This window comes from Pseudacidovorax sp., from assembly GCF_017991995.1.
Classification (GTDB): domain Bacteria; phylum Pseudomonadota; class Gammaproteobacteria; order Burkholderiales; family Burkholderiaceae_C; genus Xenophilus.
Genome location: NZ_JAGOPN010000003.1, coordinates 370536 through 385126 on the forward strand (window position 1 = coordinate 370536; position 14591 = coordinate 385126).

14 protein-coding genes and 1 tRNA gene are annotated in these 14591 nt (G+C 66.9%); all 15 read left to right on the top strand.

Annotated features, from left to right (window positions below):
- Positions 1–12: 12 nt before the first annotated feature.
- The 15 genes from KBC94_RS06315 (at position 13) to nuoH (ending at position 14585) form a co-directional block, all read left to right on the top strand.
- On the top strand, positions 13–1176 hold the full coding sequence (locus KBC94_RS06315; RefSeq protein WP_294367541.1) for a pyridoxal phosphate-dependent aminotransferase: 1164 nt from the start codon (positions 13–15) through the stop codon (positions 1174–1176).
- A 140-nt stretch (positions 1177–1316) separates the two neighbouring features.
- Positions 1317–1583, top strand: a complete 267-nt coding sequence (rpsO, locus tag KBC94_RS06320) for a 30S ribosomal protein S15 (RefSeq protein WP_017756937.1) — start codon at positions 1317–1319, stop codon at positions 1581–1583.
- A gap of 206 nt (positions 1584–1789) precedes the next feature.
- Positions 1790–4144: a polyribonucleotide nucleotidyltransferase gene (gene pnp / locus KBC94_RS06325; RefSeq protein ID WP_294367546.1), complete on the top strand. Its 2355-nt coding sequence runs from the start codon at positions 1790–1792 to the stop codon at positions 4142–4144.
- A gap of 80 nt (positions 4145–4224) precedes the next feature.
- Positions 4225–5214 (top strand): NAD(P)H-quinone oxidoreductase, encoded by a 990-nt coding sequence (locus KBC94_RS06330; protein ID WP_294367548.1) that lies wholly within the window; start codon positions 4225–4227, stop codon positions 5212–5214.
- Positions 5215–5242: 28 nt separating this feature from the next.
- Entirely contained in the window at positions 5243–5995 is a 753-nt protein-coding gene (tpiA, locus tag KBC94_RS06335; RefSeq protein WP_294367551.1) for a triose-phosphate isomerase, read from the top strand.
- Between the two features lie 32 nt (positions 5996–6027).
- On the top strand, positions 6028–6396 hold the full coding sequence (secG, locus tag KBC94_RS06340; RefSeq protein ID WP_294367553.1) for a preprotein translocase subunit SecG: 369 nt from the start codon (positions 6028–6030) through the stop codon (positions 6394–6396).
- Positions 6397–6530: 134 nt separating this feature from the next.
- Positions 6531–6615, top strand: a tRNA-Leu gene (locus KBC94_RS06345).
- 74 nt (positions 6616–6689) lie between these two features.
- Positions 6690–7049, top strand: a complete 360-nt coding sequence (locus KBC94_RS06350; RefSeq protein WP_017756932.1) for an NADH-quinone oxidoreductase subunit A — start codon at positions 6690–6692, stop codon at positions 7047–7049.
- A gap of 30 nt (positions 7050–7079) precedes the next feature.
- Entirely contained in the window at positions 7080–7562 is a 483-nt protein-coding gene (locus KBC94_RS06355) for an NADH-quinone oxidoreductase subunit B family protein (RefSeq protein WP_017756931.1), read from the top strand.
- Between the two features lie 13 nt (positions 7563–7575).
- The gene (locus KBC94_RS06360) at positions 7576–8184 is read left to right on the top strand and encodes an NADH-quinone oxidoreductase subunit C (protein WP_294367557.1); all 609 of its coding nucleotides are present in this window, start codon (positions 7576–7578) and stop codon (positions 8182–8184) included.
- Positions 8185–8199: 15 nt separating this feature from the next.
- Complete coding sequence (locus KBC94_RS06365; RefSeq protein WP_294367558.1) at positions 8200–9453, top strand: NADH-quinone oxidoreductase subunit D; 1254 nt, start codon at positions 8200–8202, stop codon at positions 9451–9453.
- Complete coding sequence (locus tag KBC94_RS06370; RefSeq protein ID WP_288407935.1) at positions 9450–9995, top strand: NAD(P)H-dependent oxidoreductase subunit E; 546 nt, start codon at positions 9450–9452, stop codon at positions 9993–9995. The genes KBC94_RS06365 and KBC94_RS06370 overlap by 4 nt, the downstream gene beginning before the upstream one ends.
- Positions 9995–11335 carry an NADH-quinone oxidoreductase subunit NuoF gene (gene nuoF, locus KBC94_RS06375; protein WP_294367564.1) on the top strand — a complete coding sequence of 447 codons (1341 nt, stop codon included), beginning with the start codon at positions 9995–9997 and terminating at the stop codon, positions 11333–11335. The genes KBC94_RS06370 and nuoF overlap by 1 nt, the downstream gene beginning before the upstream one ends.
- 20 nt (positions 11336–11355) lie before the next feature.
- Positions 11356–13512: an NADH-quinone oxidoreductase subunit NuoG gene (gene nuoG / locus KBC94_RS06380; RefSeq protein ID WP_294367567.1), complete on the top strand. Its 2157-nt coding sequence runs from the start codon at positions 11356–11358 to the stop codon at positions 13510–13512.
- Positions 13509–14585, top strand: coding sequence for an NADH-quinone oxidoreductase subunit NuoH (gene nuoH / locus KBC94_RS06385; RefSeq protein WP_234196621.1), 1077 nt, complete (start codon positions 13509–13511; stop codon positions 14583–14585). The genes nuoG and nuoH overlap by 4 nt, the downstream gene beginning before the upstream one ends.
- Positions 14586–14591: the final 6 nt, after the last annotated feature.

A 14591-nucleotide genomic window follows, 5' to 3' on the forward strand; every position in this document is an offset into this window, starting at 1 on the left:
CCGAGGACACCCATGCGCCAAGCCATCGACAACCTCGAAGCCTCCAAGATCCGCGAAGTCGCCAACGCCGGCATGGGCCGCAGCGACGTGCTGGCCTTCTGGTTCGGCGAGAGCGACGAAGTCACGCCCGAGCCGGTGCGCCGGGCCGCCATCGACTCCATCGAGCGCGGCGAGACCTTCTACGCCCACAACCTGGGCCTGCCCGAGCTGCGCGAAGCCATCGCGCGCTATGCCTCGCGGCTGCACCCGGCCGTGGGCATGGAACGCATCGCCGTCACCTCCGGCGGCGTCAGCGCGCTCATGATCGCCGTGCAGGCGCTGGTGGACCCGGGCGACGAGGTGGTGGCGGTGACGCCGGTCTGGCCCAACCTGACGGCGCAGCCGGCCATCCTGGGCGCCACGGTGCGCTGCCTGCCACTGGCGCCGGTCGACGGCACCTGGACGCTGGACCTGGCGGCCCTGCGCGCCGCCGTAACGCCCGCCACGCGCCTGCTGATCCTGAACGCGCCCAACAACCCGACCGGCTGGACGCTCACGCGGGCCGAGCAGCAGGCCATCCTGGAGCACTGCCGCGCCACCGGCACCTGGATCCTGGCGGACGAGGTCTACGAGCGGCTCTATTACGCCGGCGACACCGCCAACGGCTGCGCGCCCAGCTTCCTGGACATCGCCACCGCCGACGACCGGCTGGTGGTGGCGCACAGCTTTTCCAAGAGCTTCCTGATGACCGGCTGGCGGCTGGGCTGGCTGGTGGTGCCGCCGGCGCTGTTGGACAACGTCGGCAAGCTGATCGAGTTCAACACCTCCTGCGCCAGCGTGTTCAGCCAGCGCGCCGGCATCGCCGCCCTGGCACACGAGGCCGAAATCACCCCGCGGGTGGTGGCGCACCTGCAATCCTGCCGCGACACGCTGGTGCCGCTGCTGCAGCGCCTGCGGGGCCTGAAGGTGTCGGCCGCCAAGGGCGGCATGTACGCCTTCTTCCAGGTCGAGGGCGCGGCCGATTCGCTGGCGCTGGCCAAGCGCCTGGTGACCGAAGCCGGCCTTGGCCTGGCGCCCGGCAATGCCTTCGCGCCGGAGGCGCAGGGCTGGCTGCGCTGGTGTTTCGCCTCGCGGGACACCGGCCGGCTGGTGCAGGGCGTGGAGCGGCTTTCGGGTTGGCTGACCAGAAACTGCTAGAATTTCAAGGCTTTGCGCGTTGCAAAGCTCCACGGCACCCCCGGTTCCAGGGAGTGCCGCAAGTCAACAACCCCGCGCCCACGGCCATGCGTCTCAACCCCGCAGGCCGCCTCAGGTCGGGAATCACAGGACACATCATCATGATTTCTTTCGAAAAGAAGGCCGAGGTCGTCAAGGCCAATGCCCGCGCTGCCAACGACACCGGTAGTCCCGAAGTGCAGGTTGCCCTGCTCACGGCTCGCATCAACGAGCTGACCCCCCACTTCAAGCAGCATGCCAAGGACCATCACGGTCGCCGCGGCCTGCTGCGCATGGTGAGCCGCCGCCGCAAGCTGCTGGACTACCTGAAGTCCAAGGACGCCGAACGCTACACCGCCCTGATCGCCAAGCTGGGCCTGCGCAAGTAAGCCGCTTCGCATCGCACGAACGCCTGAGTTAGCCCGCTAGCTCAGGCGTTTTTAACTTCGGAGACCGCAGAACGGATCGAAGCTGTGTCATTCCAACGGGCCCCTCGCGCGAGGGCTTCGCTGGAATGGCATCGTGTTCCGCCCCTGCGCTCCGCCACCCGCGGACCGGCCTCGACGCCGGCTCCGCACCACCCAAGGAGCAGAGCATGAGCCTCTTCAACAAAGTCACCAAGAGCTTCCAGTGGGGCGACAAGACCGTCGTCATGGAAACCGGCGAGATCGCCCGCCAGGCCACCGGCGCCGTGCTGGTGGACATCGACGGCACCGTGGTGCTGGCCACCGTCGTCGCCTCCAAGTCGGCCAAGCCGGGCCAGGACTTCTTCCCGCTGACCGTCGACTACATCGAGAAGACCTACGCCGCCGGCAAGATCCCCGGCAGCTTCTTCAAGCGCGAAGCCAAGCCCAGCGAACTCGAGACGCTGACCAGCCGCCTGATCGACCGCCCGATCCGCCCGCTGTTCCCCGAAGGCTTCCTGAACGAAGTGCACGTGGTGATCCACACGCTGTCGCTCAACCCCGAAGTCGACGCCGACATCGCCGCCATGATCGCCGTGAGCGCCGCCCTGTCGGTCTCGGGCATTCCGTTCAGCGGCCCGATCGGTGCCGCGCGCGTGGGCTACATCAACGGCCAGTACGTGCTGAACCCGGGCAAGACCGCCCGTGCCGACTCGCAGATGGATCTGGTGGTCGCCGGTACCGAAGCCGCCGTGCTGATGGTCGAATCCGAAGCGCTGCAACTGTCCGAAGAGATCATGCTGGGCGCCGTGGTCTTCGGCCACGAGCAGGGCAAGATCGCCATCGAGGCCATCCACCAGCTGACCCGTGAAGCCGGCAAGCCGCTGTGGACCGAGAACGGCACCTGGGCGCCCGAAGCCAAGGACGAGGCCTTCGAATCCAAGATCAAGGGCCTGGCTGAAGAGAAGCTGCGTGCCGTCTACCAGATCCGCAGCAAGCAGGCCCGCACGCAGGCCCTGCGCGAAGCCAATGCCAGCGTCTTCGAGGCACTGAAGGCCGAAGGCGCCGAGTTCGACGCCGGCAAGGTCAGCGACCTGCTGTTCGCCATCGAGGCCAACATCGTGCGCAGCCAGATCCTGCAGGGCGAGCCCCGCATCGACGGCCGCGACACGCGCACCGTGCGCCCCATCGAGATCCGCAACAGCGTGCTGCCCCGCACCCACGGCTCGGCCCTGTTCACCCGCGGCGAGACGCAGGCGCTGGTCGTGACCACCCTGGGCACCGAGCGCGACGCGCAGCGCATCGACGCGCTGGCCGGCGAGTTCGAGGACCGCTTCCTGTTTCACTACAACATGCCTCCCTTCGCCACCGGCGAAGTGGGCCGCATGGGCTCCACCAAGCGCCGCGAAGTGGGCCACGGCCGTCTGGCCAAGCGTGCCCTGGTGGCCGTGCTGCCGCAGAAGGACGAGTTCCCCTACACCATCCGCGTGGTCAGCGAGATCACCGAATCCAACGGCTCCTCGTCGATGGCCTCGGTGTGCGGCGGCTGCCTGTCGATGATGGACGCCGGCGTGCCGCTGAAGGCGCACGTGGCCGGCATCGCCATGGGCCTGATCAAGGACGGCAACAAGTTCGCCGTGCTGACCGACATCCTGGGCGATGAAGATCACCTGGGCGACATGGACTTCAAGGTGGCCGGCACGACCAACGGCATCACCGCCCTGCAGATGGACATCAAGATCCAGGGCATCACCAAGGAAATCATGCAGGTCGCCCTGGCCCAGGCCAAGGAAGCGCGCATGCACATCCTGGGCAAGATGCAGGACGCCATGGGCGAGGCCAAGGCCGAGATCTCGTCCTTCGCGCCCAAGCTCTACACGATGAAGATCAACCCCGAGAAGATCCGCGACGTGATCGGCAAGGGCGGCGCCACCATCCGCGCGCTGACCGAAGAGACCGGTTGCCAGATCAACATCGAGGAAGACGGCACCATCACCATCGCGGCGACCGACGCCGCCAAGGCCGACGTGGCCAAGCAGCGCATCGAGCAGATCACGGCCGAAGTCGAGATCGGCAAGATCTACGAAGGCCCGGTCACCAAGATCCTGGACTTCGGCGCGCTGATCAACCTGCTGCCCGGCAAGGACGGCCTGCTGCACATCAGCCAGATCGCCCACGAGCGTGTCGAGAAGGTCACCGACTACCTCAGCGAAGGCCAGATCGTGAAGGTCAAGGTGCTCGAGACCGACGACAAGGGCCGCGTCAAGCTGTCGATGAAGGCGCTGGCCGAGCGTCCGGCCGGCATGCCCGAGTTCGGCGACCGCCCGCCGCGCGAAGACCGTGGCGATCGTCGCGAGCGTGGTGATCGCGGCGACCGTGGTGATCGCCGTGACCGTCCGCCGCGCGAAGAGCGCCAGCCGCGTGTGGAGCCCGGCAACAGCCAGGAGCCCACGGCTGACGCGGCGGCCGCAGCGGCGGCACAACAGCAGCAGGCCGCACCGCAGGGCGCCCAAGGCGGCGCCCTGGCGCCCGATCAGCAAGGCTGATCGGCCTTGATCGGAGGCCGGCAGACCACCTCGCGTGGCCTGCCGGCTTTCGTCCATCACTGCCCTGAACAGGAGATCGCATGAAAGCCGTCGAGATCAGCAGCCATGGCGCCCCCGAGGTGCTGCGCCTGTGCACGCGCGACGATCCGCAGCCGGGCGCCGGCGAGCTGCTGATCCGCGTCGCGGCCAGCGGTGTGAACCGGCCCGATGTGCTGCAGCGCATGGGCCAATACCCGGTGCCGCCGGGTGCGTCGGACCTGCCGGGCCTGGAAGTCGCCGGCGAGATCGTCGGCGGCGATGCGGCCGAGCTGGCGCAGGCCGGCTTCAAGCTGGGTGACCGCGTGTGCGCGCTGGTCGCTGGCGGCGGCTATGCGCAGCTGTGCGTCGCGCCCATCGGCCAATGCCTGCCCGTGCCTGAGGGCTGGTCGGACGTCGAGGCGGCAGCGCTGCCGGAGACCTTCTTCACCGTCTGGAGCAACGTCTTCGACCGCGGTCGACTGCAGCAGGGCGAGACCTTCCTGGTGCAGGGTGGTACGAGCGGCATCGGCGTGACGGCCATTCAGCTGGCCAAGGCATTCGGCGCGACCGTGATCGCCACGGCGGGCAGTGCCGACAAGTGCAAGGCCTGCCTGTCCCTGGGTGCCGATCATGCGATCAACTACCGCGAGCAGGACTTCGCCGAAGAGGTCAAACGCATCACCGGCGGCCGCGGCGCGGACGTGATCCTCGACATGGTCGCTGGCGACTACGTGGCGCGCGAAGTGGGCTGCCTGGCCGAGGACGGCCGGCTGGTGATCATTGCCGTGCAGGGCGGCATCGAGAGCGGTTTCAACGCCGGGCTGGTGCTGCGCCGTCGGCTGACGATCACGGGCTCCACGCTGCGCCCGCGTCCGGTCGCCTTCAAGGCGGCCATCGCGCGCAGCCTGCGCGAGAAGGTCTGGCCGCTGCTGGCTACGCGCAAAGGCGTGCAGCCGGTGATCCATTCCACATTCGAGGCCGCGGATGCGGCCAAGGCCCATGCGCTGATGCAGTCCAATCAGCACATCGGCAAGATCGTGCTGACCTGGTGAGGGGCAAGCAGGTTATCCATCAAGAACCATGAGCAAGAAAAAACAACTCATTGCTGGCAACTGGAAGATGAATGGCGGCCTGGCCGCCAACGAGGCGCTCGTCGGTGCGCTTCGTCAGGGAGTGGGCCAGCCGGTGTGCGATGTCGCGGTGTGCGTGCCCGCGCCCTATCTGGCGCAGGTGCAGGTGCTGACGCAGGGCTCGCCCATCGCGCTCGGCGCGCAGGACGTGTCGGCCCATGTGCAGGGCGCCTACACGGGCGAGCAGTCCGTGTCCATGCTGAAGGACTTCGGCGTGGGCTATGCCATCGTCGGCCATTCAGAGCGCCGCCAGTACCACGGCGAGACCGACGAAGTGGTGGCCGCCAAGGCCGCCGCCGCGCTGGCCGGCGGCATCACGCCCATCGTGTGCGTGGGCGAGACCTTGGCCGAGCGCGAAGCCGGCCAGACGGAAGACGTGGTTCGGCGCCAACTGGCTGCCGTGATCCATGCCAACGGCCACTGCATCAGCGAGATCGTCGTCGCCTACGAGCCCGTCTGGGCCATCGGTACGGGCAAGACCGCCACGCCGGAAGAGGCGCAGGCTGTGCACGCCGTGCTGCGCGCGCAACTGCAGCATGCGGCCGGCGATGCTGCCGCACGGATCCGCATCCTCTACGGTGGCAGTATGAACGCCGCCAATGCCGCGTCGTTGCTGGCGCAGCCGGACATCGACGGCGGCCTCATCGGCGGTGCTTCGCTCAAGGCACCCGACTTCCTCCAGATCATCGCGGCCGCGCGCTGACGCGATCGCACCCTTCAAGGAGTTCTCCACACATGACCATCGTCCACAACATCCTCATCGCCGTGCAGATCCTGGCCGCCATCGCCATGGTGGGCCTGATCCTCCTGCAGCACGGCAAGGGCGCCGACATGGGCGCCGCGTTCGGCAGCGGCAGCGCCGGCAGCCTGTTCGGTGCCAGCGGCAGTGCCAACTTCCTGTCGCGGACCACGGCCGTGCTGGCCGCCCTGTTCTTCGCCTGCACGCTGCTGCTGGCCTATTTCGGCACGCCGCGGGCGGCCGGCGGCGACAGCCTGCTCGAGCGGGCACCCCTCACGGCGCCGGCTTCTCAGATCCCGGCCGGCAATGCCGTGCCCGCACCTGCTGCGCCCGCTTCGGACGCGGCCCAGATCCCGGCCAAGTGATACAGGCATGCCCCGGGCATCACTTTGTGATGCAGTCCTGTCCAAATCGGGGCATTTCAGGGTAAACTCCAAGGCTGCCCCGGAAAGCCAATAACCTTCTTGGTTCCTCATGCCATCCGGGGCAAGCGTAAACCGCCGTCGTGGTGAAATTGGTAGACACGCTATCTTGAGGGGGTAGTGGCGAAAGCTGTGCGAGTTCGAGTCTCGCCGACGGCACCAATCTGCACCGGCTGATGCGCCGCCCGCAACGGGTCAGGGCATCAGTCGGTGGCAAGCGGTGATAGAGCCCCCCGATGAACCTCGCGACCTACCTTCCCGTTCTGTTGTTCATTCTGGTGGGGGTGGCGGTAGGCATACTCCCGCAAGTTCTGGGTTTCGTTCTGGGCCCGAACCGGCCCGACGCGGCCAAGAATTCCCCTTACGAGTGCGGCTTCGAGGCGTTCGAGAACGCCCGCATGCAGTTCGACGTCCGCTACTACCTCGTCGCCATTCTCTTCATCCTCTTCGACCTGGAAATCGCCTTCCTCTTCCCGTGGGCCGTCGCCTTCAAGGAAGTGGGTCCGCTGGGCTTCTGGGCGGCGGTGGTGTTCCTGGCCATCCTCGTCGTGGGCTTTGCCTACGAGTGGAAAAAGGGCGCGCTGGACTGGGAATGAGGCGAAGCAACCCGAGAGGAAAAGCTGGCCATGGCCATTGAAGGTGTATTCAAGGAAGGCTTCATCACCACGTCCTATGACGCAGTGGTGAACTGGGCGAAGACGGGCTCTCTGTGGCCCATGACCTTCGGTCTTGCGTGCTGCGCGGTCGAGATGATGCACGCGGCCGCGGCCCGCTACGACATCGGCCGCTTCGGCGCCGAAGTGTTCCGGGCCAGTCCGCGCCAATCCGATCTGATGATCGTGGCCGGCACGCTGTGCAACAAGATGGCGCCTGCCCTGCGCAAGGTGTATGACCAGATGGCCGAGCCGCGCTGGGTGCTCTCCATGGGTTCCTGCGCCAACGGCGGCGGCTACTACCACTACAGCTATTCGGTGGTGCGCGGCTGCGATCGCATCGTGCCGGTCGACGTCTACGTGCCCGGCTGCCCGCCGACGGCCGAGGCGCTGATCTACGGGATCATCCAGCTGCAGCAGAAGGTGCGCCGCACCAACACCATCGCGCGTGCCTGAGCGCGCCCCTCCCATGACATCGATTGCCATTGATCCGCAGGTCCTGAAGGACCAGCTTGCACTCGCCCTGGGCGACAAGGTGCGCGAGGTCAGCCTCGCGTTGGGCGAGGTGACGATCATCGTCAGCGCCGCCAATTACCTGGACGTGATGAAGACGCTGCGCGACACCGCCGGCATGCAGTTCGAGCAGCTCATCGACCTGTGCGGGCTGGACTATTCCGCCTGGCGCGACGAGGTGTGGGAAGGCCCGCGCTTCGCCGTGGTGGCGCACCTGCTGTCGGTGAGTCTCAACCAGCGCGTGCGCGTGCGCGCCTTCTGCCCCGACGACGACCTGCCTGTGATCGCCTCCGTCAACGAACTGTGGGCCGCGGCCAACTGGTTCGAGCGCGAGGCCTTCGACCTGTATGGCATCGTCTTCGACGGCCACCCGGACCTGCGCCGAATCCTGACCGACTACGGCTTCATCGGCCACCCGTTCCGCAAAGACTTCCCGCTGTCGGGCCATGTCGAGATGCGCTACGACGAGCAGATGCAGCGCGTGGTCTATCAGCCGGTGACCATCGAGCCGCGCGAGATCACGCCGCGCGTGATCCGCGAAGAGCACTACGGCGGCCTGCACTGAACCCCCGACCGACCCATGGCTGAAATCAAGAACTACACGCTCAATTTCGGGCCGCAGCACCCGGCCGCGCACGGTGTGCTGCGGCTGGTGCTGGAGCTCGATGGCGAAGTGGTGCAACGCGCCGACCCGCACATCGGCCTGCTGCACCGCGCCACCGAGAAGCTGGCCGAGCACAAGACCTTCATCCAGTCGCTGCCCTACATGGACCGTCTCGATTACGTGTCCATGATGTGCAACGAGCATGCCTACTGCCTGGCCATCGAGAAGCTGCTCGGCCTGGAAGTGCCGATCCGCGCCCAGTACATCCGCGTGATGTTCTCGGAGATCACGCGCATGCTCAACCACCTGATGTGGCTGGGCTCGCACGGCAACGACTGCGGCAGCTCCACGATCCTGATCTACGCCTTCCGCGAGCGCGAAGACCTGTTCGACGCCTACGAGGCCGTCTCTGGCGCGCGGATGCACGCGGCCTACTTCCGTCCGGGCGGCGTGTACCGCGACCTGCCGGACACCATGCCGCAGTACAAGCACAGCAAGATCAAGAACGCCAAGGCCCTCGCTCGCATGAACGAGAACCGCCAGGGTTCGCTGCTGGACTTCCTCGAAGACTTCACCAAGCGCTTCGATACCTACCTGGCCGAGTACCACACGCTGCTGACCGACAACCGCATCTGGAAGCAGCGGACCGTGGGCATCGGCGTCATGGACGCCGATCGTGCGCTCAACCTGGGCCTGACCGGCCCGATGCTGCGCGGCTCGGGCATCGCCTGGGACCTGCGCAAGACCCAGCCCTACGATGTCTACGACCAGCTTGACTTCGACATCCCGGTGGGCAAGACCGGCGACTGCTACGACCGCTACCTCGTGCGCATGGAGGAGCTCCACCAGTCGAACCGCATCATTGCCCAGTGCGTGAAGTGGCTCAAGGCCAACCCCGGCCCGGTGATCACCGACAACCACAAGGTGGCGGCTCCCAAGCGCGAGGCCATGAAGGCCAACATGGAAGAGCTGATCCACCACTTCAAGCTCTTCACCGAGGGCTTCCGCGTGCCCGAGGGCGAGGCCTATGCCGCCGTCGAGCATCCCAAGGGCGAGTTCGGCATCTACCTGGTCAGCGACGGTGCCAACAAGCCTTATCGCCTGAAGATCCGGCCGCCGGGCTTCGTGCACCTGGCCGCGCTCGACGAGATGGCGCGCGGCCACATGCTGGCCGACACCGTGGCCATCATCGGCACGCTGGACATCGTCTTCGGAGAGATCGATCGATGAGCGACTCCCTCAACAATCCTCCCATCGCCCCTGCGGCTCTGCCGCAGGACGTGCTGGACCGCTTCGCCCGCGAAGTGGCCAAGTACCCCGACAGCGACGCTGGTCGCCAGTCTGCCGTGATGGCCTGCCTGTCCATCGTGCAGCAGGTCTATGGCTGGGTGAGCGACGAGAACGAGGCCGCCGTGGCCGCCTACCTGGGCATGCCCCAGATCGCGGCGCGCGAGGTGACCACGTTCTACAACATGTACAACCAGCACCCGGTCGGCAAGTTCAAGCTGAACGTCTGCACCAACCTGCCGTGCCAGCTGCGCGACGGCTACAAGGCCCTGCACCACCTCGAAGCCAAGCTGGGCATCAAGATGGGCGAGACCACCGCCGACGGCATGTTCACGCTGCAGCAGAGCGAATGCCTGGGCGCCTGCGCCGATTCCCCGGTGATGCTGGTGAACGACCGCACCATGTGCAGCTTCATGAGCAACGAGAAGCTCGATCAACTGGTCGACGGCCTGCGTGCCGCCGAGCCCAAAGGGGAGACGCGCTGATGACCCCCGACCAAGTCCTATCGCAGTTCCGCGCCACCGGCGTGCAGACCTGCTTCCACGGCCGCCACATCGATCCGCAGATCTATGCCGGCCTGGACGGCACCAACTGGAGCATCGCCGACTATGAGGCGCGCGGCGGCTACCAGGCGCTGCGCAAGATCCTCACCGAGGGCCTGACGCAGGACCAAGTGATCGCCGAGGTCAAGACCTCCGGCCTGCGCGGCCGCGGCGGCGCCGGCTTTCCGACGGGTCTGAAGTGGAGCTTCATGCCCCGCCAGTTCCCGGGCCAGAAGTACCTGGTCTGCAACTCGGACGAAGGCGAGCCCGGCACCTGCAAGGACCGCGACATCCTCATGTTCAACCCGCATATCGTCATCGAAGGCATGGCGATCGCGGCGTATGCCATGGGCATCAGCGTGGGCTACAACTACATCCACGGCGAGATCTTCGAGGTGTACGAACGCTTCGAGGCGGCCCTGGAGGAAGCGCGTGCCGCCGGCTACCTGGGCGGCAACATCATGGGCAGCAACTTCAGCTTCCAGCTGCATGCGCACCATGGCTTCGGCGCCTACATCTGCGGTGAAGAGACGGCGCTGCTCGAGTCGCTGGAAGGCAAGAAGGGCCAGCCGCGCTTCAAGCCGCCTTTCCCGGCCAGCTTCGGCCTGTACGGCAAGCCGACCACCATCAACAACACCGAGACCTTCGCGGCGGTGCCCTGGATCATCCGCAATGGCGGCCAGGCCTACCTGGAGTGCGGCAAGCCCAACAACGGCGGCACCAAGATCTACTCGGTCTCGGGCGACGTCGAGCTGCCCGGCAACTATGAAGTGCCGATGGGCACGCCCTTCTCCAAGCTGCTGGAGCTGGCGGGCGGCGTGCGCAAGGGCCGCAAGCTCAAGGCGGTGATCCCGGGCGGCTCGTCCGCCCCGGTGCTGCCGGCCGACATCATGATGTCGTGCACGATGGACTACGACTCCATCGCCAAGGCCGGCTCCATGCTGGGCTCGGGCGCTGTCATCGTGATGGACGACAGCCGCTGCATGGTCGAGTCGCTCAAGCGCCTGTCGTACTTCTACATGCACGAGTCCTGCGGCCAGTGCACGCCCTGCCGCGAAGGCACGGGCTGGCTGTGGCGCGTGGTCGACCGCATCCACCATGGCGAAGGCCGGGCCTCCGACATGGACCTGCTGAATTCCGTGGCCGACAACATCCAGGGCCGCACGATCTGTGCGCTGGGCGATGCCGCGGCCATGCCCGTGCGCGCCATGCTGAAGCACTTCCGTCACGAGTTCGAGGCCATGGTGCCCGGCTACGTGCCGAAGACGCCGGCCCAGGCCTGAGCGGGGAGCGAGAACCTCACATGATCGAAATCGAACTCGACGGCAAGAAGGTCGAAGTGGCCGAAGGCAGCATGGTCATGCATGCGGCCGACAAGGCCGGGACCTACATCCCGCATTTCTGCTACCACAAGAAGCTCTCCATCGCCGCCAACTGCCGCATGTGCCTGGTGGACGTGGAGAAGGCGCCCAAGCCGATGCCGGCCTGCGCCACGCCCGTGACGCAGGGCATGATCGTGCGCACCCAGTCCGACAAGGCCGTCAAGGCCCAGAAGTCGGTCATGGAGTTCCTGCTGATCAACCATCCGCTGGACTGCCCCATCTGCGACCAGGGCGGCGAATGCCAGCTGCAAGATCTGGCGGTGGGCTACGGCGGTGGCGCCTCGCGCTACCAGGAAGAAAAGCGCGTGGTGTTCCACAAGGACGTCGGCCCGCTGATCTCCATGGAGGAGATGAGCCGCTGCATCCACTGCACCCGCTGTGTGCGTTTTGGCCAGGAAGTGGCCGGCATCATGGAACTGGGCATGGTGAACCGGGGCGAGCACTCCGAGATCACCACCGTGGTCGGCGACACCGTCGACTCCGAGCTGTCGGGCAACATGATCGACATCTGCCCGGTCGGTGCGCTCACGAGCAAGCCCTTCCGCTACAGCGCCCGCACTTGGGAACTGTCGCGCCGCAAGTCGGTGAGCCCGCACGATTCCACCGGCGCCAACCTGATCGTCCAGGTCAAGAACAACCGTGTGATGCGCGTTCTGCCGATGGAGAACGAGGACGTCAACGAGTGCTGGATCGCCGACCGCGACCGCTTCTCCTATGAAGCCCTCGGCAGCGAACAACGCCTGACGCAGCCCATGCTGAAGCAGGGCGGCCAGTGGCAGGCCGTGGACTGGCAGACGGCCCTCGAGTACGTCGCCAACGGCCTCAAGCAGATCAAGGGCGATCACGGCGCCGCTGCCATCGGCGCGCTGGTGAGTCCGCACAGCACCGTGGAAGAACTGGCCCTGGCCGGCGCGCTGGTGCGTGGCCTCGGCAGCGAGAACATCGACCACCGCCTGCGCCATGCCGATTTCGGCAACGTGGGCAGTGGCATCCGCTGGCTGGGCACCCCCATCGCCTCGCTGTCGAACCTGCAGCGTGTGCTGGTTGTCGGCAGCAACCTGCGCAAGGACCATCCGCTGTTCGCGCAGCGCATCCGCCAGTCGGTGCGCAAGGGCGGCAAGCTGTTTGCCATCGCATCAGCCGAGCAACTGGCGGCCGACGCCTCGTGGGCCATTCCGCTGGCCGGCTTCCAGCAGGTCGACGCGGCCGACTGGTACGGCGCTCTGGCCCGGATCGCCGCTGCCGTGGCGGCAGAGAAGGGCGTCGCCGCACCCGCCCAGGCTGATGTGACCGATGCCGCGCGCGGTGTGGCGCAGGCTCTGGTGGGCGGCGAGCGCAAGGCCATCCTGCTGGGCAACGGCGCCGCGCACCATGCCGAGGCTTCGCGGCTGTTGGCACTGGCCCAGTGGATCGGCGCCCAGACCGGCGCCAGCGTCGGCTACCTGACGGAAGCGGCCAACACCGTCGGCGCGCAGTGGGTCAACGCCCAGCCCGGCGCCAAGGGCCTGAACGCCGGCCAGATGCTGGCAGGCGGCCTCAAGGCGGCGCTACTGCTCAACACCGAGCCGGTGTTCGATTCGGCCGCCGGTGCGCGTGCCGCGGACGCACTCGGTCAGGCGCAGATGGTGGTCACCCTGAGCCCCTTCAAGGCCAACCTCGAATTCAGCGACGTGCTGCTGCCCATCGCGCCGTTCAGCGAGACGCCGGGCACCTTCGTCAATGCCGAAGGCCGCATCCAGAGCTTCCATGCCGTGGTGCGCCCCCTGGGCGAGGCACGTCCCGCGTGGAAGGTGCTACGCGTGCTGGGCAACCTGCTGGGGCTGTCGGGTTTCGACTTCGAGTCGACGCAGGACGTGATGGCCAAGGTGCGTGGTTCGTCCGCTGCAGACTTCGTCGCCGCGGAGCGCCTGAGCAACGACGCCCCGGCCGTCGACTTGGCTTCTGCCCCGGCCGCCGGACAGGCCGCACCGGTCACCGCCGCCATCTACCAACTGGACTCGCTGGTGCGCCGCGCACCGTCGCTGCAACTGACGACCGACGGCCGCCGCGCCGCCGCCGCACAGGAGGTGTCGGCATGATCGACGCGCTGTACAACGCCGGCTACGGCCTCATCGGCGCCCACTGGTGGACGGCCGGCGGCTGGCCCGTCATCTGGGCGCTGCTCAAGATCATTGCGGTGCTGCTGCCCGTGCTGGGCGCCGTGGCCTACGCCACGCTGTGGGAGCGCAAGTTCCTCGGCTGGATCCAGGTCCGCCACGGACCCAACCGGGTCGGCCCCTTCGGCCTGCTGCAGCCGATCGCCGACGCGGTCAAACTGCTGACCAAGGAACTGATCAACCCGACGGCGGCCAGCTCCGGCCTGTTCCGCCTCGGCCCGGTCATGGCCATCATGCCGGCCCTGGCGGCCTGGGTGGCCATTCCCTTCGGCCCTGACGCAGTCATCGCCAACGTCAACGCCGGCCTCCTGCTGATCATGGCCATCACCTCCATCGAGGTGTACGGCGTGATCATCGCCGGCTGGGCCTCGAACTCGAAGTACGCCTTTCTGGGCGCGCTGCGCGCCTCGGCCCAGATGGTGAGCTACGAGATCGCGATGGGCTTCTGCTTCGTCGTGGTGATCATGGTGTCGGGCAGCCTGAGCCTGGGCGACATCGTCGCCGTGCAGGGCAAGGGCACCTTTGCCGACATGGGGCTGTCCTTCCTGTCCTGGAACTGGCTGCCGCTGCTGCCCATCTTCATCGTCTACCTGATCTCGGGCGTGGCCGAAACCAACCGTCACCCCTTCGATGTGGTGGAAGGCGAGGCCGAGATCGTGGCCGGCCACATGGTCGAATACTCGGGCATGGGCTTCGCGATCTTCTTCCTGGCCGAGTACGCCAGCATGTGGCTCGTGTCGATCCTGGCCGTGCTCATGTTCCTGGGCGGCTGGCTGCCCCCGGTGGGCTTCCTGGCCTTCATCCCCGGCTGGATCTGGCTGGGCCTGAAGACCTTCTTCGTGCTGTCGCTGTTCATCTGGATCCGCGGCACGTTCCCGCGCTTCCGCTACGACCAGATCATGCGCCTGGGCTGGAAGATCTTCATCCCCGTCACGCTGGTCTGGCTGCTGATCGTCGGCGGCTGGATGCAGACGCCCTGGAACATCTGGAAATAAGGTGGA